This window comes from Sphingomonas sp., assembly GCF_035490575.1.
Taxonomy (GTDB): domain Bacteria; phylum Pseudomonadota; class Alphaproteobacteria; order Sphingomonadales; family Sphingomonadaceae; genus Sphingomonas.
In genome coordinates this window covers 1-17,573 of the sequence record NZ_DATJLI010000119.1, presented here as the reverse complement: position 1 = coordinate 17,573, position 17,573 = coordinate 1, and the positions used below count along the sequence as shown (strand labels likewise).

The 17,573-nt window shown below is 64.5% G+C and carries 16 protein-coding genes and 1 pseudogene; 7 read left to right on the top strand and 10 right to left on the bottom strand.

Annotated features, from left to right (window positions below; genetic code table 11):
- Positions 1-7: 7 nt before the first annotated feature.
- From VL973_RS14305 to VL973_RS09055, 3 genes are read right to left on the bottom strand one after another with little or no spacing between them, the layout of a single operon-like run.
- Complete coding sequence (locus VL973_RS14305) at positions 8-466, bottom strand: hypothetical protein (RefSeq protein WP_414712219.1); 459 nt, start codon at positions 464-466, stop codon at positions 8-10.
- Complete coding sequence (locus VL973_RS09060; RefSeq protein ID WP_325283698.1) at positions 463-1,023, bottom strand: DUF4142 domain-containing protein; 561 nt, start codon at positions 1,021-1,023, stop codon at positions 463-465. The genes VL973_RS14305 and VL973_RS09060 overlap by 4 nt, the downstream gene beginning before the upstream one ends.
- A gap of 26 nt (positions 1,024-1,049) precedes the next feature.
- Positions 1,050-1,946, bottom strand: coding sequence for a manganese catalase family protein (locus VL973_RS09055; RefSeq protein WP_325283697.1), 897 nt, complete (start codon positions 1,944-1,946; stop codon positions 1,050-1,052).
- Between the two features lie 510 nt (positions 1,947-2,456).
- Between VL973_RS09055 and VL973_RS09050 the strand changes: the two genes are divergently transcribed.
- Genes VL973_RS09050 through VL973_RS09040 form a run of 3 tightly spaced genes read left to right on the top strand, consistent with a single transcriptional unit; the run spans position 2,457 to position 7,077 of the window.
- Complete coding sequence (locus VL973_RS09050; RefSeq protein ID WP_325283696.1) at positions 2,457-5,951, top strand: CheR family methyltransferase; 3,495 nt, start codon at positions 2,457-2,459, stop codon at positions 5,949-5,951.
- Positions 5,948-6,355 (top strand): response regulator, encoded by a 408-nt coding sequence (locus tag VL973_RS09045; protein WP_325283695.1) that lies wholly within the window; start codon positions 5,948-5,950, stop codon positions 6,353-6,355. The genes VL973_RS09050 and VL973_RS09045 overlap by 4 nt, the downstream gene beginning before the upstream one ends.
- A complete protein-coding gene (locus VL973_RS09040; RefSeq protein ID WP_325283694.1) occupies positions 6,352-7,077 on the top strand; it encodes a Crp/Fnr family transcriptional regulator in 726 nt (241 codons plus the stop codon). The genes VL973_RS09045 and VL973_RS09040 overlap by 4 nt, the downstream gene beginning before the upstream one ends.
- A gap of 38 nt (positions 7,078-7,115) precedes the next feature.
- On the opposite strand, the gene VL973_RS09035 is transcribed toward VL973_RS09040, so the two are convergent.
- The 7 genes from VL973_RS09035 to VL973_RS09005 are packed head-to-tail and all read right to left on the bottom strand — an operon-like array spanning position 7,116 to position 14,657.
- Positions 7,116-8,120, bottom strand: a complete 1,005-nt coding sequence (locus tag VL973_RS09035; protein ID WP_325283693.1) for an NAD-dependent epimerase/dehydratase family protein — start codon at positions 8,118-8,120, stop codon at positions 7,116-7,118.
- 17 nt (positions 8,121-8,137) lie between these two features.
- Positions 8,138-9,214, bottom strand: a complete 1,077-nt coding sequence (locus tag VL973_RS09030; RefSeq protein ID WP_325283692.1) for a CgeB family protein — start codon at positions 9,212-9,214, stop codon at positions 8,138-8,140.
- Positions 9,211-10,299: a CgeB family protein gene (locus VL973_RS09025; RefSeq protein WP_325283691.1), complete on the bottom strand. Its 1,089-nt coding sequence runs from the start codon at positions 10,297-10,299 to the stop codon at positions 9,211-9,213. Before VL973_RS09025 ends, VL973_RS09030 begins: the two co-directional genes overlap by 4 nt.
- On the bottom strand, positions 10,296-11,402 hold the full coding sequence (locus VL973_RS09020) for a CgeB family protein (protein ID WP_325283690.1): 1,107 nt from the start codon (positions 11,400-11,402) through the stop codon (positions 10,296-10,298). The genes VL973_RS09025 and VL973_RS09020 overlap by 4 nt, the downstream gene beginning before the upstream one ends.
- Entirely contained in the window at positions 11,399-12,496 is a 1,098-nt protein-coding gene (locus VL973_RS09015; protein ID WP_325283689.1) for a glycosyltransferase family 4 protein, read from the bottom strand. The genes VL973_RS09020 and VL973_RS09015 overlap by 4 nt, the downstream gene beginning before the upstream one ends.
- Positions 12,493-13,545 carry an SDR family NAD(P)-dependent oxidoreductase gene (locus tag VL973_RS09010; RefSeq protein WP_325283688.1) on the bottom strand — a complete coding sequence of 351 codons (1,053 nt, stop codon included), beginning with the start codon at positions 13,543-13,545 and terminating at the stop codon, positions 12,493-12,495. Before VL973_RS09010 ends, VL973_RS09015 begins: the two co-directional genes overlap by 4 nt.
- On the bottom strand, positions 13,542-14,657 hold the full coding sequence (locus tag VL973_RS09005; RefSeq protein ID WP_325283687.1) for an NAD-dependent epimerase/dehydratase family protein: 1,116 nt from the start codon (positions 14,655-14,657) through the stop codon (positions 13,542-13,544). Before VL973_RS09005 ends, VL973_RS09010 begins: the two co-directional genes overlap by 4 nt.
- A 182-nt stretch (positions 14,658-14,839) precedes the next feature.
- Here VL973_RS09005 and VL973_RS09000 point away from each other — a divergent pair, with 182 nt between their 5' ends.
- From VL973_RS09000 to VL973_RS08985, 4 genes and pseudogenes are all read left to right on the top strand, one after another.
- Positions 14,840-15,433, top strand: a complete 594-nt coding sequence (locus VL973_RS09000; RefSeq protein WP_325283686.1) for a histidine phosphatase family protein — start codon at positions 14,840-14,842, stop codon at positions 15,431-15,433.
- Positions 15,430-16,227, top strand: a complete 798-nt coding sequence (locus VL973_RS08995; protein WP_325283685.1) for a TIGR04290 family methyltransferase — start codon at positions 15,430-15,432, stop codon at positions 16,225-16,227. The genes VL973_RS09000 and VL973_RS08995 overlap by 4 nt, the downstream gene beginning before the upstream one ends.
- Positions 16,224-17,141, top strand: coding sequence for a glycoside hydrolase 5 family protein (locus VL973_RS08990; protein WP_325283684.1), 918 nt, complete (start codon positions 16,224-16,226; stop codon positions 17,139-17,141). The genes VL973_RS08995 and VL973_RS08990 overlap by 4 nt, the downstream gene beginning before the upstream one ends.
- An 11-nt stretch (positions 17,142-17,152) precedes the next feature.
- Positions 17,153-17,573: pseudogene (locus tag VL973_RS08985) on the top strand (inositol-3-phosphate synthase); the annotation flags it as partial.

The following is a 17,573-nucleotide window of genomic DNA, read 5'->3' as shown; positions in this document are numbered from 1 at the left end:
TGCCTTTTCAGTATGTTGAAGGGGGATCGCTGGCAGGGAAGGATTCGTCGGACGCCTGATCGACGCGGGTCCAGCGTCTGCGTTCGGGATCGGCCATGCTGGCAGGTCCCGCGTCGCGAACCACCGGGCATTGCCGTGCTGTTGGCCGTGCCCGACCGCGACGGACGGTCAGTATGGCGACACCCGCGCCCAAAGCCGCGACGGCCGCGCCCAGCACGGCGCCGCGCACCATTGCATCCGGGCGCAGCGCCGGTCGGGGGGGAATGTCCCGCACCGCTTCGGCATGGGCCACGCCGGACGTGTCGATCACGTCGATACCGGCCACCCGGCGCGGATAGCCTTTGCCCTCGGGTTCGCCGCTCCGCTCGCCTCGCATTCCGCCGGGTGCGGGTGCTTGTTTGGCTTGCGGGTCGGTGGTGCTTTCAAGCAGCGTCGCACCCAGGCCGGTGTCCTTCACGCTGTTCACGGGTTGTTGCCGATCCGGCGCAATCGCTCCAGATGCTGCTCGATGATCGGAACGGCAGCCGTGGCGGCCTTTTGCAACTCAGGCGTGTCGCCGCCCTCTGCATAGCCACGATGCAGCGTCAGCGCTTCCTGATGCGCCTGCATCTGCTGTGTCAGATAGGCAGAATGCAGGGCATCCCCTTGCTGAGCGCGCAATTGCGCCAGCATCTGCGCGTGCTTGGGCTGGAGTGACGGGGGCGGGGGCGTGATGCCCGCCGCTCGTGCGGCGCCTGTCAGCGTCTGGGTCGTTTTCTGATGATGCTGGATCATCATCCGCGCGAAATCGCGCACCGGCGCGGGGGCGTCGCTGCCCTCCACCATCTGGGAGGACTGGATCTCATACTGGTCGCTCGATGCCGCTGCGGCCAGATAGGCGGATGCGGTTGTCGGCATGGCGCCGGCTGGTGCATCGGGGTCCATCCGGGCAGCCTGGTCGGGCGTGGCATTGCCGATCGGGTCATCGGCGCAGCCCAGCAGCAACACGGCCGCCGGCAAGGCAAGTGCAACGATATGTCGCATCGTCAATCTCCTGGAAATGGGCTGGATCAGCCGCGATCAGGTGTGATCGCGTCCTCGATGGCATGGGCTGCACGGCCGAGAATGCCCTCTCCACCGCCGGTCATCTGTTGCGTCTGCGCGCCGCCGCCGGGGCGGGGGGGCGCCAGTTGCGGCTCGCCGCCCAGCGGTTCCATCGGCCGCTGTGAATATTGCGACTTGCCGTCCAGGGACGGCCCTTCGGACCAACGGCCGGCGGGCGGCGGCGTGCCGTCGCGATTGAAGCCGAGCTGCACATAGGCGAACTCGCTATTCTCGTTTTCCTGGGGGAAGCTGTTGGGGATGGGCAGATTGCCCTCCAGTCCGCCCAGTTCCTCGATCACCGCCATGAATTGCTGCTGATGATAGGTGTCGCGGGCGATCAGGTAGGACAGCATGTCCTTCATACCGGGATCGTCGGTCATGTTGTACAGCTTGGTCGCCAGCATCCGGCCGGTGCTTTCCGCCGTGACGTTCGCCATCATGTCGGCGGCAAGGTTGCCGCTGGCATAGACATGGCTGCAATCGAATGGAACGCCATTGGCGTCGCTGGGCAGCGCGGTGAGCGCCGTCGACAGGACGTGGCGCATGTCCATGCCGTTAAGGACCGATCCCCCCGCGGCGTCGGCGGCCACATCCTCCTTGATCGACAGCGGCGCATCCTCGAGGTTGAGCGCGACTGCGGTCGCCAGCATCTCGATATGCGCGATCTCCTCGGTTGCGGTATTCAAAAGCAGGTCGCGATATTTGGCGGGTCCGCGCGCGCCCCATGCCTGAAAGAAATATTGCAGGCAGACCCTGATCTCCCCCTCGATACCGCCAATGGCCTGTTGGAGGGCGCGGGCAAAGCGAGGGTCGGGGCGTTCGACGCGAACGGGATACTGTAGCAGTCGATCGGTATAATACATCGCGATTTCCTCCGGGTGAGATGGTTTCAACCGTTGTTGCGAGTGACAGCGTTCGGGGTGCCGCCGGTTGACTGGTCGCCAAGTTGTCCAGGCCCATGATAGGCCTGCTCGCTCTGGCCGCCGTGCTTCGGGTTCCTGGCCCCGGCCTTGCCGGTATGGGGGTTGGGGTAAGCGGCACCGTCGCTTTCGCTACCGGCTTTGCCGGAAGCTGGACCACGTGTTCGATCCGGGTCGCGGGGACTCATGGCTCGCTCCTTTTGGTGTCCGTCCAAGAACCGGACAGCGAGCAAGTTGTTGCGGCGAAAGGGAAACGCGGAATTTATAATCAGATATGGATCATAAACCACCGGCAAACGACCGCCACTGCGGCAGGTTAATGATGCGTATCTGTCTGCCTGAATGCCGATTCGATCTTGAGGCGCCTTGCAGCCGACTCATCAGGGCTTTTGTCCTCCGAACGGCCATGGCAAGCACTTGCGAGATGGGAACGACAATGATGTTGAATGCTCGATGACCCTGCCGAACGCCGATATCGGGTATCGCGCGATCGTCGCGATCGTCGCTTCCGGCGGCGCGCTCGACGCGCTGCAGGCGCTGGTTGCCACGCTTGACGACGGCGGCGTTGCCTACCTTGTCTGCGTCAGCCAGGCGTTCTCAACCGATGGCGAACTGATCGAGGGGATAAGGCAGGCCAGCCATTTGCCGGTTCTCGTCGCGGATGGCCGTTTTCCGAAGTCGGGCACGATTCAGTTGATGCCGGTAGATCGGCTTGCCACCTTGACGGGTGACGGAGTCTTGCTCGATCCACTGCCCGTCGGGGCGAACGACCGCGGCCGGGCCGACAGCTTTCTGGTCAGCGTTGCTCGTTTGGCTGGGCGCCGCTCAATCGCGGTGATCCTGAAGGGGGTGTTCACCGAAGGCGCGCTGGGGTTGGCCGAAATCAAGCAGCATGACGGCCTGGCAATCGTCGAGAAGAGCGATGCAGCCGAACAACAGCGGGAATTGGGCCGCGCGGCACCCGCGCTTGCCGATTATGTGCTTCCCGTCGATTCCATCGCCGAATGCATGGCACGCTTCATCGCATCGGTTGAAACTGCGCCCGAGACCAGCCGCAACGCGTCGGGCGATCTCAGCCGGATCAGCACCATCCTTCAGGGGCGCACCGGCCATGATTTTCATGGATACAAGCTCGCAACCTTCCAGCGGCGGGTCGAGCGCCGGATGCAGGTTACCGGGCACGACAGTCGCTCGGCCTATGTCGAGCATCTGCGCCAGTCACCCGAGGAAACGCAGCGGCTGTTTGATGATCTGCTGATCGGCGTGACGGCGTTTTTCCGGGATCCCGGTGAGTTCGCCTATCTCGAACGGCACATTATCCCGCGTCTGTTCGAAAGGGCGCGGGAAGCAATGTCGATCCGTGTCTGGGTGCTGGGCTGCTCCACGGGTGAAGAGGCCTATTCGATCGCAATGTTGCTGAAGGAACATGGCGCGGCGCTGGGCCTCAAGCCCAGAATCCAGATTTTCGCGACCGATATCGACAACCGCGCATTGGCACATGCCCGTGCCGGCCGCTACACCGAAGCCGTTACGGCCGCACTCTCTCCGGAACGTCTCGCGCGCTGGTTCTCGAAGGAGGGCGCGACCTATGTCGTCAGTGACGAACTGCGCGAATGCTGCATCTTTTCGCAACACAGCATCGTGCGCGATGCGCCGTTTTCGCGCATCGACCTGGTGTCGTGCCGCAACCTGCTGATCTACATGGACCGGGAAACGCAGGATCGCGTCATACCGATGTTTCACTTCGCGCTGAACCCTGACGGCTACCTGTTCCTGGGAACGTCGGAAACGGTGTCCCGCCATGGCCGTCTGTTCGCCCCTGCCGATCGCCGTTCGCGCGTGTATCAACGTCGCGCCACGATGCGCGCGCGCGACGCGATGCTGGCGATCGCGCAGCGGACGGAAGCAGCGCCGATGGGTCGGAGCGTCCGCAACGACGAACCCGTCGCCTCGCTGACCAACCGGGTGCAGCGTGTCATCGAACGACATGCCCCCGCCCACGCCGTCATCGACCATCATTATGAGGTTCTGCACTTTTCAGCAGGGGTGGGACAATATCTGGATCCGGCCAGCGGTGCGGCCAACCTGAACTTCCTCAATCTGATCGCCCGCGACCTGCGTCTCGATGTCCGCACGCTCTTGCAGCGGGTCAGTGCCACGCTGACGCCGGAAACCTCCCGTCCCGTCCGATTCGCCGCGAACGGCGCCGAAAACTGTGTAACGGTCGCCGTCGAACCGCTCGCGGGGGATGATACGGGGCCGGACGCGTTCATCGTGTTTTTCCGGAACATGGAAACCGATCGGCGCACCGTTGATGGCAACCCGGCATCCGATACCGATACTGATGAGCTTGAAGATGAGCTTCGGGCAACACGTGAGCGTCTTCAAGCCACCATCGAGGAACTGGAAAGCACTAACGAGGAACTTAAGTCCTCGCTGGAGGAATATCAGTCGCTTCACGAAGAAATGCAGTCCGCCAACGAGGAGCTTGGAACGTCGAAGGAAGAGTTGCAGTCCGTGAACGAGGAACTGCAAACCGTGAACGGAGAACTTGCCAATCGGGTCAGTGAGCTTGGAAGAGCCAATTCCGATCTGTCGAACCTGCTCGAATCAACGCAGATTGCGACGATTTTCCTCGATACGGAATTGCGGGTTAAGCTGTTCACGCCTGCGGTGCGGGATCTTTTCCCGTTGCTGGAACAGGATATCGGCCGGTCGATCGAGGATATCGCGACCCATGTCCGCTATCCGGAAATGCGCCGCGACTGCCTGCGCGTCCTCCAGACGCTTGGCTCGGTCGAGCACGAGGTGGAAGCACCCGCGACGAATAAGCGATATCTCGCGCGCGTGTTGCCTTATCGCAGTTGCGACAACTTCATCGCTGGCGTGGTCCTGACCTTTTCCGACATTACCGAAGCAACGCGCGCCGAACAGGCGCTGCGCGCGTCGGAGGAACGGTTCCGCAACCTTGCACGATCGGTCGATCTGTTTCTGTTCATCGGCAGGCGCGAACTCGATTGGAGTTACATCAATCCGCGGTTCTTCGACTATACCGGCCTGAGTGAAGACGCCGCTCTAGGCGAAGGGTGGTTACAGGCGATCCATCCCGAAGACGTGACCACGATCAGGGAAAGCTGGGTTCCGGGCTGTTTCGATCCGGTCGAGATCAAGTTTCGCGTGCGCGGCATTCACGGCAATTATCGCTGGTTCCTGTGCCGCGCCCTGCCGACCGTGGATGATGAGGGTAATCACCGTTGGTATGGCGCGTGCACGGACATCCACTCGGCACATGAAAGTGAGGAACGGATGCGATTCCTCATGGCCGAACTTCAGCATCGCGTGCGTAACATTCTGGCAGTGGTTCGTTCGATCTTTGTCCGGACGGCCGAGACGTCGCGTGGCGACAACGACCTGAAGGCTCATTTCGAAGGGCGCCTCGATGCCTTGGCCCGAACCCAGAACACGCTTGTTCGAACACCGGTCACCGGCGTTGACCTGGAGGAAGTGGTCAGCGCCGAGTTGATGAGCCACGGGGGACCGGACGATCGGCGTATCGTGGTGCGCGGCCCGCGCATTCGCTTGCGCGCGTCCGCGGCGGAGTCGTTCGGACTACTCGTTCATGAACTGGTGACGAACGCCGCCAAATATGGCGCGCTGGCGACCAACAATGGCGAAGTGCTCGTTCAGTGGAGCACGTTCGACAAGGGGCAGGGGCCGCATCTCGTATGGGAATGGATCGAAAGCGGCGTGGCCGTCGTCAACCCCGCGCCGGCCCGTTCCGGCTTCGGGCGCGAGTTGATCGAACACGGACTGCCTTACCAACTGGGCGGTTTATCTGAAATCGACTTTCGGCCCGGTGGTATTCGTTGTCGAGTTGAACTCCCGTTGTCGGATCGCGTTACAGTTGAACGCGATCAAGAAAACCGACCGGAGGACGTCGTTATATGAACGCCTCGACCAACACGCCGCTTTCCGGTCGTGCGATTCTCGTGGTCGAGGACGCATATTGGATCGCGGCCGATGTTGGTAGAACGCTGAAACGCGCCGGAGCGCACGTGATCGGTCCGGTTCCGTACGTTGAGCAGGCGCTTGCCGCGATCACGCGATCGCGCGTTCACGCAGCCGTGCTGGACGTGAACCTTGGCGGGGTGCCATCCTTTGCCGTCGCCAGGGAACTGGAGCGTCATGCGATACCGTATCTGTTGGCGACGGGGTATGACCGACGCGCGCTGCCCGGTCGTTGGCAAGAGGCAATCCGAATCGACAAGCCATTCAAAGCGAACGAATTGATCGATGTGCTCAGCCGCATGTTGTGCACGGCCGACCAGCCTTTTGTCGGAGAAGAACATTGAGGATCGTCGAACTCGCCAGGCCCCTTTCCTCTGCGCCGGACAATCCGTTCCTGGAACGGATCCGCAGGCTCGGCGATCTGACGGCTGACGCACTCGCACAATTCGAGCGCGCTATTTATCCACCCCGGCGCATTGGCGCGCGTGGCGTGCTTCTGGCGGAGCTTCGCTTCCCGTCGGTGCAGCGCGCGCTCATCAGCGGGTGGGCCGGGCGCGTTCGCATTCTGTCGGACGGCCGGCGCCAGCTGATCGAGCTGTTCCTGCCGGGCGACATGATTGAGATCACGTCGTCGACCGCAACCGCAAACCCGGACGACGCCGTCGTCGCATTGACCGAGGTGACGTCGTGCGCGATCGATCCGGCGATATGGGATGATCCCGCACTGCGCGATCTTCGCCGCAAGCTTGACCGGTTTGCTACTGCATTGCTCCGGAATCAGGTGATGCGGCTGGGGCGTCAGTCCGCCTATGAGCGGCTGGGACATTTGCTGTTGGAACTTCGTGAACGGCAGGCCGTGGCGGGCATGGATGCCGGAACGGTTGTCGCCATGCCGTTGACACAGGAAATGCTGGGCGAAACGCTGGGTCTGACGACGGTTCACCTTAATCGGACGCTGCAGCAATTGCGGCGAGAGGCGATGGTGCGGACGTCGCGCGCCGGTATCGAGCTGCCGGATCCGGAGACGCTGGCGCGCATTACGGACTACATCCCGATGAATGCATGACCCGATGCGGGCGGCGCGGCGCCGCCCGCATCGTCGCTTCACTCTGCGGCGATACTCAGCGCCATCAATCCGGTTTGTCCCCGCACCTCGCGGAACCATTCGACAGTTCTCGCCAATCCCGCTTCGATCGGCGTCACCGGGTCCCATCCCAGAAGCGTTTTCGCACGTTCGACATCGGGGCGCCGGCGCAAGGGATCATCCTGAGGCAGGGGCGTGAACCGAATATTCGGCTCGACACCTAATATTAGCGCGACCGTCGCGACGATCTCAAGGATCGAACGCTCGTCCGGGTTCCCGAGATTGACGGGCACGTCGCGCACCGTGTCGCCGTCCATCAGACGGATCAGCCCGTCCACCATGTCCGCGACATAACACAGGCTCCGGGTCTGGCTGCCGTCGCCATAGACGGTAACGGCCTCGCCGCCCAGCATCTGGTTGATGACGTTCGATACGATGCGCCCGTCATCCGCCTGCATATGCGGGCCATAGGTGTTGAAGATGCGGGCGACCCGGACGTCTGCCCGCCCCAGACGCGCAAAGTCGAAGCTGAGCGCTTCCGCCGCGCGCTTGCCCTCGTCATAACAGGCGCGCGGACCCGTGCAGTTTACGCTGCCGCGATACCCCTCCACCTGGGGGTGCTGTTCGGGGTCGCCATAGACTTCGCTGGTCGAGGTCAGCAGAAACCGCGCGCCTGCAGCTTCCGCCAGCCGCAACAGCTGGTCGGTGCCGACGACGTTGGTCAGCATCGTATGTTCGGGGTCGGCCTGATAGCGGGGCGGCGATGCCGCGCAGGCCAGATTCCAGATATGCGTCAGCCCTGCCGTGCGCCGCGTGATGATGGCCGGCAGCGGCGCGCTGATATCGCCGGCCACGAACTCGAAGTTCGGCTGGCGGCGCAGATGCTCGAGATTGCCCGGCCAGGCGCTTTGCAGATTATCGACGCACAAGACTTGGTCGCCGCGCTGCAAAAGCGCGTCGCACAGATGCGACCCGATAAAACCGGCGCCGCCGGCAACGAGGTGGAGTGGCTTGACGTTCGGCATAGTGTGTCGTGCTCCAGTCAGGCGGTCAGGGCGACTTGGGTTGATGTGGCACGGGCCGTTTCGGCCAGCAGCGCTTCGAGCTGCGCGGCGCGGTGGGCTGCCGTGTGTCGCGCCAGAACGGCGCGCCGCGCGGCGATGCCTCGCGCTTCCGCGTCGGTCGTTAGCGCGGTCATGATATCGGCGGTCGTATCCACCAGCCCGATTTCGCCGGGCGGGCGCAGCACATCTTCGATCCCCGCCCAGCGGTCGGACAGGATCGCGGTGCCGCACGCGCCCGCTTCAAACAGGCGAACCGACGGCGACCAGCCTGCCACCCGCATATCCGCGCGGGTGACGTTCAGCGTATAGCGGGACGCGGAATAGAAATCGGCATGTGCCTCCGGCGGCAGATGCTCGATCCGCTCGACATTGGCGGGCCAGGCAATGTCCGACGGATATTGCGGCCCCGCCACGGCAAACCGGCGATCCTGCATGTGCCGGGCTGCTTCGATCAGCAATCTATTAAGTGTCGGTTGTCGGTCGGCGCTGTAGGTGCCCAGATAGGACAAGTCCCATCTTTTGGCCGCGCCAGTCGGGTGATAGCGATCAACATCGACGGCACAGTAAAGCGCCTCGGCCCGTCTCGCGTCATATTCGCGCTCCAGCCGGTCCAGCGTCGGCCCACCGGTGAAGGACAGATACAGGTCGAAGCCGGCAATGCTGTGTGGGTCGATATATTCATGATCGCCCCGATCCAGTCGGGCAAGCGTCACGGGGGTGTCGATGTCGTAAAAGGCGGTGACGCCGCGCGCATGGCGGTGCACCCAGTGCGATACCGCCACACCGTCCGGAACATAGGAGCCGACGATCACCGCATCTGCATCGCGCACCACCGTCGCGAAGCGGTTCAGCCCCTCCAGGCCGGCATAAAGATCGAACGCGCAGAAATCGGGTGCGGGCAGGTCGCGGTGTGCCGCATACCAGGGCACGTCGCGTTCGAGGAAGTGCACGGCATGGCCGCGCGCCGCCATGCCGCGCAGCAGCGCGCGCCAGGTCGTTGCATGGCCATTGCCCCATGCGGAGCTGAGGCTGAGGCCCAGAACGACGATCTTCATGCCGTCACCTGTCGCGCTGCGGCCATTTCGGCCAGCAATGTGTGCACCAGCGCGCCGCGCTGGGCATAGGTGTGTTCCGCTCGCACGCGCGCCAGCGCCGCCTGGCCGACCGCCTGGGCGCGCTCGGGCGTCAGCGCCGCCAGCAGCGCGGCGACATCCTGTCCATCGCGTGCGACCAGCACTTCGGCTTCGGGCTGGAGGAACAGCTCGATCCCCTCCCACGCGTCGGTAATCAGGCAGGCGGCGGCGCCGGCTGCCTCGAACACGCGCGTGGCGGGTGAAAAGCCATTCGCCGCCATCGCATCGCGCGCGACGTTCAGCACCGCCAGCGGCGTCGCATTGAAGGCGTTGTGATCGCGGGTGGATACATGGCCCAGCCGGGTGATGTTGGACGGGAGGTCGACATGATCCCATCCGGCCCCGCCCAGCAGATAGCGGCGACCCGGCGTGCGCCGTGCGGCATCGAACAGGAAGGCGGCAACCCGCGCATCGCGGTCGGGAAGCCGATTGCCCAGGAACCCCAGATCGCAGGTGAAGCGCGGGTCAGACGCGACGGGGAAATGCGTTTCGGGGTCAAGCGCATTATATACCGGCACGCATTGCCGGGCGCCGAAATCGCGATAGGCGGCGATCACCGGCTCGCCGCCGCCATAGGTGAAGACCGCATCCAGCCGGGGCAGGGCGGCGCGCACGGGGTGGTCGTCCGTCCGGCGCATCTCGGCCAGCGTTTCGGCGGCGTCGACATCCCAGAAGATGCGAAGCGCACCCGCCCGGCTTTCGCTGATGATGCCCGCCAGTAATTCGGTGTCGAACACCCCCACGCCATTGGCCTTGACCACGACATCGGCGTTTCCGGCTTCGTCCAGCACCGACCGCAGCCCTTCGGGCGTCGCGGGATAGACGACTGAGCGCAGCCAGTCCGGCGGATCAATGTCGCGGTGCTGCTGCCGGTCGAAAGCATCCGGCTCGTAAAAAGTAATGGCGTGACCCCTACGGGCGAGATCGCTCAGGATGCCGCGATAATAGGTCGCCGCGCCGTTCCAGTAAGCGGACAGGATGCTGGAGCCGTAAAAGGCGATCTTCATGCGGCGTTCCTCTCTCGAACGTCGAGTTGGCCAGCGATGCCGATCAGCTCGCTGGCGCGGTGGTCGCAACTGTGCCGCGACATGATGCGCTCCAGCCCGGATCGGACCAGCGCGGCGCGAAGATCGGCATCATCGCGGACGGCGATCAGGTGGCGGCGCATCTCGGCCCCATCACGCGCCATCAGGAAATCGGTGCCGACGCAGAACAGGCCCTCGCAATCGTCCCACGGCGCGCTGACCAGCGGGATGCCGCAGGCCAGCGCCTCGAACACGCGGATGGTGGGGATGCCGGGCAGCGTCTGGACATAATGGCGGCGGGGCACATGCACCGTCGCCAGATGATGCGCGAACACCTCTGGCGCCTGGGCATTGGGCAACCAGCCACGGTAATGTGCGCCGTGCGCCGCCAGCGTCGCCAGCGCCTGTGGGGGATAGCGCACGCCATGGATGTCGAGCGGTAATCCGGCCTCGGACGCTGGCCGGAACAGGAAGTCCTCCAGTTCCGCCGTCCGTTCCCCGTCGCCCCAATTACCGATCCAGACCAGACCGGCCCGCTCGGCCTGCCGGACGGGCGGGCGGAACAACCGGGTATCGGCGGCCTCGTGCCAGACCCAGCTTCGGCGCTCCCAGCCCCAGCGGCGATAGACGGCCGCCAGTGCCTCGCCAAACGCAAGCACACCGTCGAACCCGCTCAGGTCATAGGCGCGCATCGCCGCCGGTTCGCTGACCGCGCGGTGGTGGGTGTCGTGGAACAGCAGGCGGAAGCCGCCGCCCTGTTTGCGCCGCTCCCCGAACGCCTTGACCAGCGAATGGTCGTTCCATTCATGGACGATGACCAGATCGGCCTGCGATGCAAGATCGACCGCCTGCTCCACCGCTCGATAGCGGGTTGCGGACAGTTCGGGATAGGCTCGGCGAAAGGGTTCAAGCGCGGCTTCGCCATGGTCCGCCACCAGATTGTCGCGGCTCCAGTTGCCGACGGGTTCCAGTATCTGGACCTGGTGGCCCATCGCCATCAGCGCGCGAAAGACGCCGCGCAGGAAATGGGCATTGCCGTGGTTCCAGCAGCTCTCAAGACTGTGGGTGAGATAGGCGATTCTCATGCCGCCGCCCGCCGTGCGCGATCGTCGAGCAGCCGGTCGAACAGTGCCCCCATGGCGCGTGCTGTCGACAATGGGCGATACTGCCCGGCACGCGCCGCCGCCGCTTCGCCCAGGGCATGGCGGACGGGCGGATCACCGATCAGGGTCTCGATCATATACTGGAATGTTTCGGTGTCTTCAGGCTCGACGAAGATTGCGGCCCCGTCCCACAATTCCCGAAAGGTGGGGATATCGGAAAGGATCAGGGCGCACCCCGCCTGCGCGGCTTCAAGAACGGCGAGGCCGAATGGCTCGAACCTGGCGGCTGATACGAAGATCGGGCGCGGCGCACGCCATCTGGCGAGTGCATCGGCCGGCAGATGGCCCAAAAGATGGAGGTTCTCGATCCGGGGTCGCTCTCCATTCGGTCCCGTCAGCGCCCCGGCAGCGTGAAACGGCACGGCCAATCGACCCCCTACCCGGTCGAGCGTGTCGATATTTTTCGCACGATCCCAGAGGCGCCCCGCCGTGAGCACATAGTCCTGTTGCGCCGCCGGGGCGGGGCGACACGCCGGATCGCGGCCATTGCGGACAACCGACGGGGCCTGGCGGAGCTGGTAATGATCCGCGACCATGGCGGCATAGCTGGCGCTGGGCGCGACCACCGCGTCGGCGCGGCTGAGGCCTTGCTGCATCATGCGCCGATGCCAGTGATATTGGGGCGCCAGCGGGTCATTCCGAGCGCCGCTCCACCATGTCGAGACGCAACCATGCGTCACCGCGACCACCGGCTCGGTGAATGCGCCATTGGCGGCAAGCGTCGGCATGTTGAGCTGAACCAGATCGCAGCTTGCCTGCTGCGCGATGCGGGCAACATGCTCTGCCGCGCGCGCCACCGGCGCCGGCCCGGCCTCAAGCCAGTCGAGCGGAAGGTTGCTGACGCGAAGTTCCAGATTTGGAATGGCGTCCGCTGCCCGGCGCTGATCCGCATCCGGCTCCGGTCCCATCGCGACAAGAGTGACTTCCCAATCCAGGGTCCTGAGTTCGCGCGTCAAATCCAGCGCGTATTGCCAAACGCCCCCGACCGCGTCGGCCGTCATCAACAGCCGCTTCACGATGTCGCCACCGCGCGGAGCACGGGGCCGCGTTCCGCTTTGAATGCGCGGACCAGCATATCCAGCCCCTCGCGCCATGGACGGGCATCTTTCAGGCCCAGTGCCGCACGGGCGGCGCGAGTGTCGGACACATACCAGCGCTGATCGCCCGTGCGCCAATCCGCTTGTTCGACGGGGACATCGCGCCCGATGACCGTGCCCAGTTCCTCAATTACATGCCGCAGGCTCACCGCATTTGCGGGGCCGCCGCCCAGATTGAACGCCTGGCCGGAAACGGTGTCGATCCGTTCCAGCCCGGCGACATAGGCATCGACGCAGTCGCGCACGTCCAGCAGGTCGCGCACCTGCCAGCCATCGCCGAACAGCGTGATCGGATCGCCCGCTGCTGCGCGGCGCGCGAAATGCGCGACCCATCCCTGATCCTCGCTGCCGGTCTGCCGCTCGCCAAAGACGCAGCTCATCCGAAAAACCAGTGTTTTCAGCCCGAAGCTGCTGGCATAATCGAGCACATATTGGTCGGCCGCGCCCTTTGAGCAGCCATAAGGCGACTTGAAATTCAGCATCGCCGCTTCCGAGATACCCGCGTCGCGGATGGCGGCATCGGCGGGGACATAGCCGCGGTCGGTTCGCTCCAGCGCGACCTGTTCCAGATTGCCATAGACCTTGTTCGTCGATGCCAGGATCACGGCTGGCCGATGCGCGCTGGCGCGGACGAGTTCGAGGATGCCGATCGTGCCGGTCAGGTTCGCCGCGAAGTCGATCAGGGGGTTGACCAGGCTGGTCGTCACCGCGACCTGCGCCGCCAGATGCACGACGGCATCGGCGCGGTCGACCACATCGGACAGCGCGTCATGTTCCAGTATGTCGGCCACGACGATTTCGATGCGTTCACCGTGACGGTGCGCCAGCCACCGGGCATTCGCCTCCGTCCCCGGCCGCACCAGCGAGTCATAGACTATGACCCGGTCGCCTTGCAGCGCCAGACGGTCGGCCAGGTTGCAGCCGATGAAACCCGCGCCGCCGGTTATGAGCACGCGCCGGCCGGTCACGAAACCAGCCCCCGTGCATCCAGCTCGGCGCGCGCGGTCGCCACGCGGTCGGTCGGGCGCTGTTCGGACACCCATGCCGCAAGCCGTTGCAGTCCGGCGGCGAAGTCCTCCCGCGCTTCGAAGCCCATGACGTCACGCGCCAGCCGCGTATCGCAGAAACAGTGGCGAATATCGCCGATGCGGGCCTTGCCGACGATTTCGGGTGTCAGTTCGCCTCGTCCCAACGCGTCGGCCAGCGTCTGTGCGATCTCGCGGACCGAACGATCCACGCCGGAACCGATGTTCAGCGTGTGCCCCGCCGCCGCCGGGACCGTCAGCGCATCGCAAAAGGCGCGCGCCACATCGTCCAGATGCACGAAGTCGCGGCGCTGCTCCCCATCTTCGAAGATCATCGGCCGCTCGCCGTTCATCAACCGCGAGGCAAAGATCGCCAGCACGCCGGTATAGGGGTTCGACAGCGCCTGGCCCGGCCCATAGACGTTGAACAGCCTGAGGCAGACCGCCTCGAAGCCATAGGCCTGCGCCATGATGTGGGTCTGTCGTTCCTGCACATATTTGCCGAGCGCGTAGATGGATTCGAGCGACGGGCGCTTGGTTTCGGGCGTGGCCACCGGAATCAGCGGGCGACCCTCAGCGTCCAGCGGGTTCCATTGCCGCTGCTGGTCGCGCACGCCGATGCGGCGCGCATTCTCCACCAGCTTGCCGTCCGCGTCGCGATACAGCCCCTCGCCATAGATGCTCATCGACGATGCAGTGACGACGCGCCGGATGGGGCGGCCGATCAGCTTTTCAAAAAGGATCGCGCTACCGAGTTCGTTGACGGCGGTATAGCGCTCCACCTCATACATCGATTGGCCCACGCCCACTTCCGCGGCGAGGTGGATGACGGCATCGACGCCGCTGAGGGCACGCTCCACCGCAGCGGCGTCACGCACATCGCCCGCGATGCATTCGGCCATGGTGGGCAGCGGCGCCGGCCACCCCGCATCGCCATGAACCTGCTCGATCAAGGCATCCAGGATGCGGACACGGTGCCCCTGTTCCACCAGACGCGCGACGACGGCCCGGCCAATGAAGCCCGCACCACCCGTTACCAGAACCGTCTCCACCATAAAATCCACCTATGTTTATTATAGATGTAAAAGAAGTGATTGCATAATGAGCCAGACTAACAGTCTTAAAACATCTTTGTTCCTGATGAAGAAGATCAAGCTGGAACAAAAACACCGTTTGCAGCTTTGTAGATGCTAATCGAGACGATGCGTTTATTGCATAGATTATAAAGGAATATTGGTTGGCCTGTGACATTCTGCTGATCCGCCATGCGCGACACGCCGAGTTGGGCCAGGTGCTGTCTGGGCGTCGCCAATGTGCAGGACTGGATGCAGAAGGGCGGCGCGACGCCGAAAGGCTCTCAGGCGCGCTGGCCGCGCTGCCGATCGGGCGAGTGGAGGCCAGCCCCGTTACGCGCGCGCAGGAGACGGCGGCACAGATCGCCGTGTCGCACGGGCTGCCGGTCGAAACGTGCGCCGCCCTCGATGAGATCGATTTCGGGGCATGGGCGGGGCAGCGCTTTGAAGCGCTGGAGCGCGACCCCGAATGGACCGGCTGGAACCGCCGCCGGGCCGAAGGGGCCTGTCCAGCCGGGGAGACGATGCGGGCGGTGCAGGCCCGCGTCCTGGCGCATATCGACGATTGCGCGCGTGCATATCCCGGCGGGACGGTAGCGATGGTGACGCATTGCGACATCATCCGCGCAGCGATTGCGGGGGTGCTGGGTTTCAGTCTGGACCACATTCATCGCCTGGTGGCGGATCCCGCGTCGGTCACGCACCTGCGCCATGACGGGGGGCCTGTTCTGGTCGGCCTGAACCGGGTGGCGACATGACGGGTGATGCACAAGGCGTGCGGGCATTGCAGGCACAGGTCGCCGAATTGGGACCGTGGTTCCAGAATATCGACCTGGGCGACGGCATATCCACCGCGCCCGACCATTTCCTGGGCGATTATCCAGCGTTCAAGTTCGCGCGTTTCGCTGACGCGCTGCCCGACGACCTTGGCGGTCAAAGCGTGCTGGATATCGGCTGCAACGCCGGCTTCTATGCGGTCGAAATGGCCCGGCGCGGCGCGGCGCGCGTCGTGGGGATCGACAGCGACGCCCATTATCTGGCGCAGGCGCGGTTCGTGGCCGACCGGCTGGGATTTGACGGCATCGAATATCGCCGGATGTCGGTCTATGACGTGTCGACGCTGGGCGAGCGGTTCGACCTGGTGGTGTTCATGGGGGTGCTGTATCACCTGCGCCATCCGCTGCTCGCGCTCGACTTGATCCGCGAACATGTCGCGGGCGACCGGATGCTGTTCCAGACGATGCAGCAGGGCAGCGCGCCGGCGTTCGACCCGCCGCGCGACCATCCGTTCCACATGCCCGGCACTTACGATCCGCCGGCCTATTTTGACGCGCCGGGTTATCCGCGGCTCCATTTCATCGAACACAGCTTTGCCGGGGATCCGACCAACTGGTGGGCGCCCAATCCGGCGGGCACGCAGGCGATGCTGCGCGCTGCCGGCTTTTCGATCGAGGCCAACCCCGAACCCGAAGTCTATCTGTGCCGCACCGCCCCGGTGCCGTGCGCCAGCTTTCAGGATGCAGCCGTCTATCCGACGAGGAGGATCGAATGATCGAAGCCGCGATGATCTGGAACGAACCGAACAACAAGTCGCACTGGGACCCGCTGCTCGATCCTGAATGGACGCATTATGCCGATCTGGTGAAACGCACCGGCCAGGCGATTGCCGATGCAAACCCCGACGTGCTGCGCGTGCTGGGCGGCATGTCGCCGATCGACCCGCACTGGCTGGGCCGGATGCGCGAACTGGGCGCGCTGGGCCATGTGGATGTGGTGGCGGTGCATGGCTTTCCGCTCGACTGGAACCTGTGGTCGATTCACGCCTGGCCCGAAAAGCTGGCCGAGATCGAGGCGGCGGCGCCCGACAAGCCCGTCTGGGTGACCGAGGTCGGTGCCGGATCGTTCGGCGCGGATGAGGTGCAGCTGTTCGGCCTGAACCGCACGGCCGAGCTGCTGATCGGGCGGGCGCCGCGCATCTATTGGTATTCGCTCTACGACCTGCCGATGGAATGGGGCGCGACCACGCGTCACCGCGAGGCGGAGGGATCGAGCTATTACCGCCATTTCCACATGGGCCTGATCCGCGCCGACGGCACGCCAAAGCCTGCTTTGGACGCCTATGCGCGCGTCGCGGACCGGATGGGGCTGATGCAATGGTTCCATTTCCACGATCCCCGGCTGGACGATGCTGTGGCGTGGATGAAGCGGCTGGGCGTGCGCCAGCTGCGAACCGGCCTCAGCTGGGCCGACAGTTTTCGCGAAGGCGCACTGGACTGGTTCGACCGCCAGATGGACGCGCTGGCCGATTTCGATGTCACCGTGACCTTTTGCTTCACCCCCGAACATCTGGGGGTGGAGCCGCATCACACGTCGCGGGCGCACGATCCGCAGGCGTTCGCCGATTTCTGTGCGGCCATGATCGACCGCTACGCTCCGGCCCGCGCTCAAGCCGCGGCTGCCGAATAAGGGAGACACCCATGCGCTCGCCCCATCCCAAACCGATCAACCTGGCGATCGTCGGCGTCGGCAATTGCGCCAGTTCGCTGGTGCAGGGGATTGCCCATTATCGCGACCATTCGAACAGCGCGATCGGCCTGACCCACGACGTGATCGAGGGCTATCGCGCCAGCGACATCCGTGTCGTCGCCGCGTGGGACATTGATGCGCGCAAGGTGGGGCAGGACGTGTCCGAAGCGATCTTCATGGCGCCCAACTGCACCCAGCGTTTCTGTTCCCAGGTGCCGCGCGCGGGCGCACCGGTGCGGATGGGTCGGGTGCTGGACGGGGTCGCCGATCACATGGCCGATTACCCGCCGGAGCGCGGCTTCGTCGTCGCCGATGAAGACCAGCCATCACAGGCCGATATCGTCGCCGTGCTGCGTGAGAGCGAGGTGGAGG

Excerpts from the sequence above, each read along its gene's own strand:
- VL973_RS08990 (WP_325283684.1), top strand. The coding sequence starts at position 16,224 with ATGATCGAAGCCGCGATGATCTGGAACGAACCGAACAACAAGTCGCAC.
- VL973_RS09020 (WP_325283690.1), bottom strand. The coding sequence starts at position 11,402 with ATGAGAATCGCCTATCTCACCCACAGTCTTGAGAGCTGCTGGAACCAC.
- VL973_RS09005 (WP_325283687.1), bottom strand. The coding sequence starts at position 14,657 with ATGGTGGAGACGGTTCTGGTAACGGGTGGTGCGGGCTTCATTGGCCGG.
- VL973_RS09030 (WP_325283692.1), bottom strand. The coding sequence starts at position 9,214 with ATGAAGATCGTCGTTCTGGGCCTCAGCCTCAGCTCCGCATGGGGCAAT.
- VL973_RS09055 (WP_325283697.1), bottom strand. The coding sequence starts at position 1,946 with ATGTATTATACCGATCGACTGCTACAGTATCCCGTTCGCGTCGAACGC.
- VL973_RS09050 (WP_325283696.1), top strand. The coding sequence starts at position 2,457 with ATGACCCTGCCGAACGCCGATATCGGGTATCGCGCGATCGTCGCGATC.
- VL973_RS09025 (WP_325283691.1), bottom strand. The coding sequence starts at position 10,299 with ATGAAGATCGCCTTTTACGGCTCCAGCATCCTGTCCGCTTACTGGAAC.
- VL973_RS08995 (WP_325283685.1), top strand. The coding sequence starts at position 15,430 with ATGACGGGTGATGCACAAGGCGTGCGGGCATTGCAGGCACAGGTCGCC.
- VL973_RS09035 (WP_325283693.1), bottom strand. The coding sequence starts at position 8,120 with ATGCCGAACGTCAAGCCACTCCACCTCGTTGCCGGCGGCGCCGGTTTT.
- VL973_RS09060 (WP_325283698.1), bottom strand. The coding sequence starts at position 1,023 with ATGCGACATATCGTTGCACTTGCCTTGCCGGCGGCCGTGTTGCTGCTG.
- VL973_RS09045 (WP_325283695.1), top strand. The coding sequence starts at position 5,948 with ATGAACGCCTCGACCAACACGCCGCTTTCCGGTCGTGCGATTCTCGTG.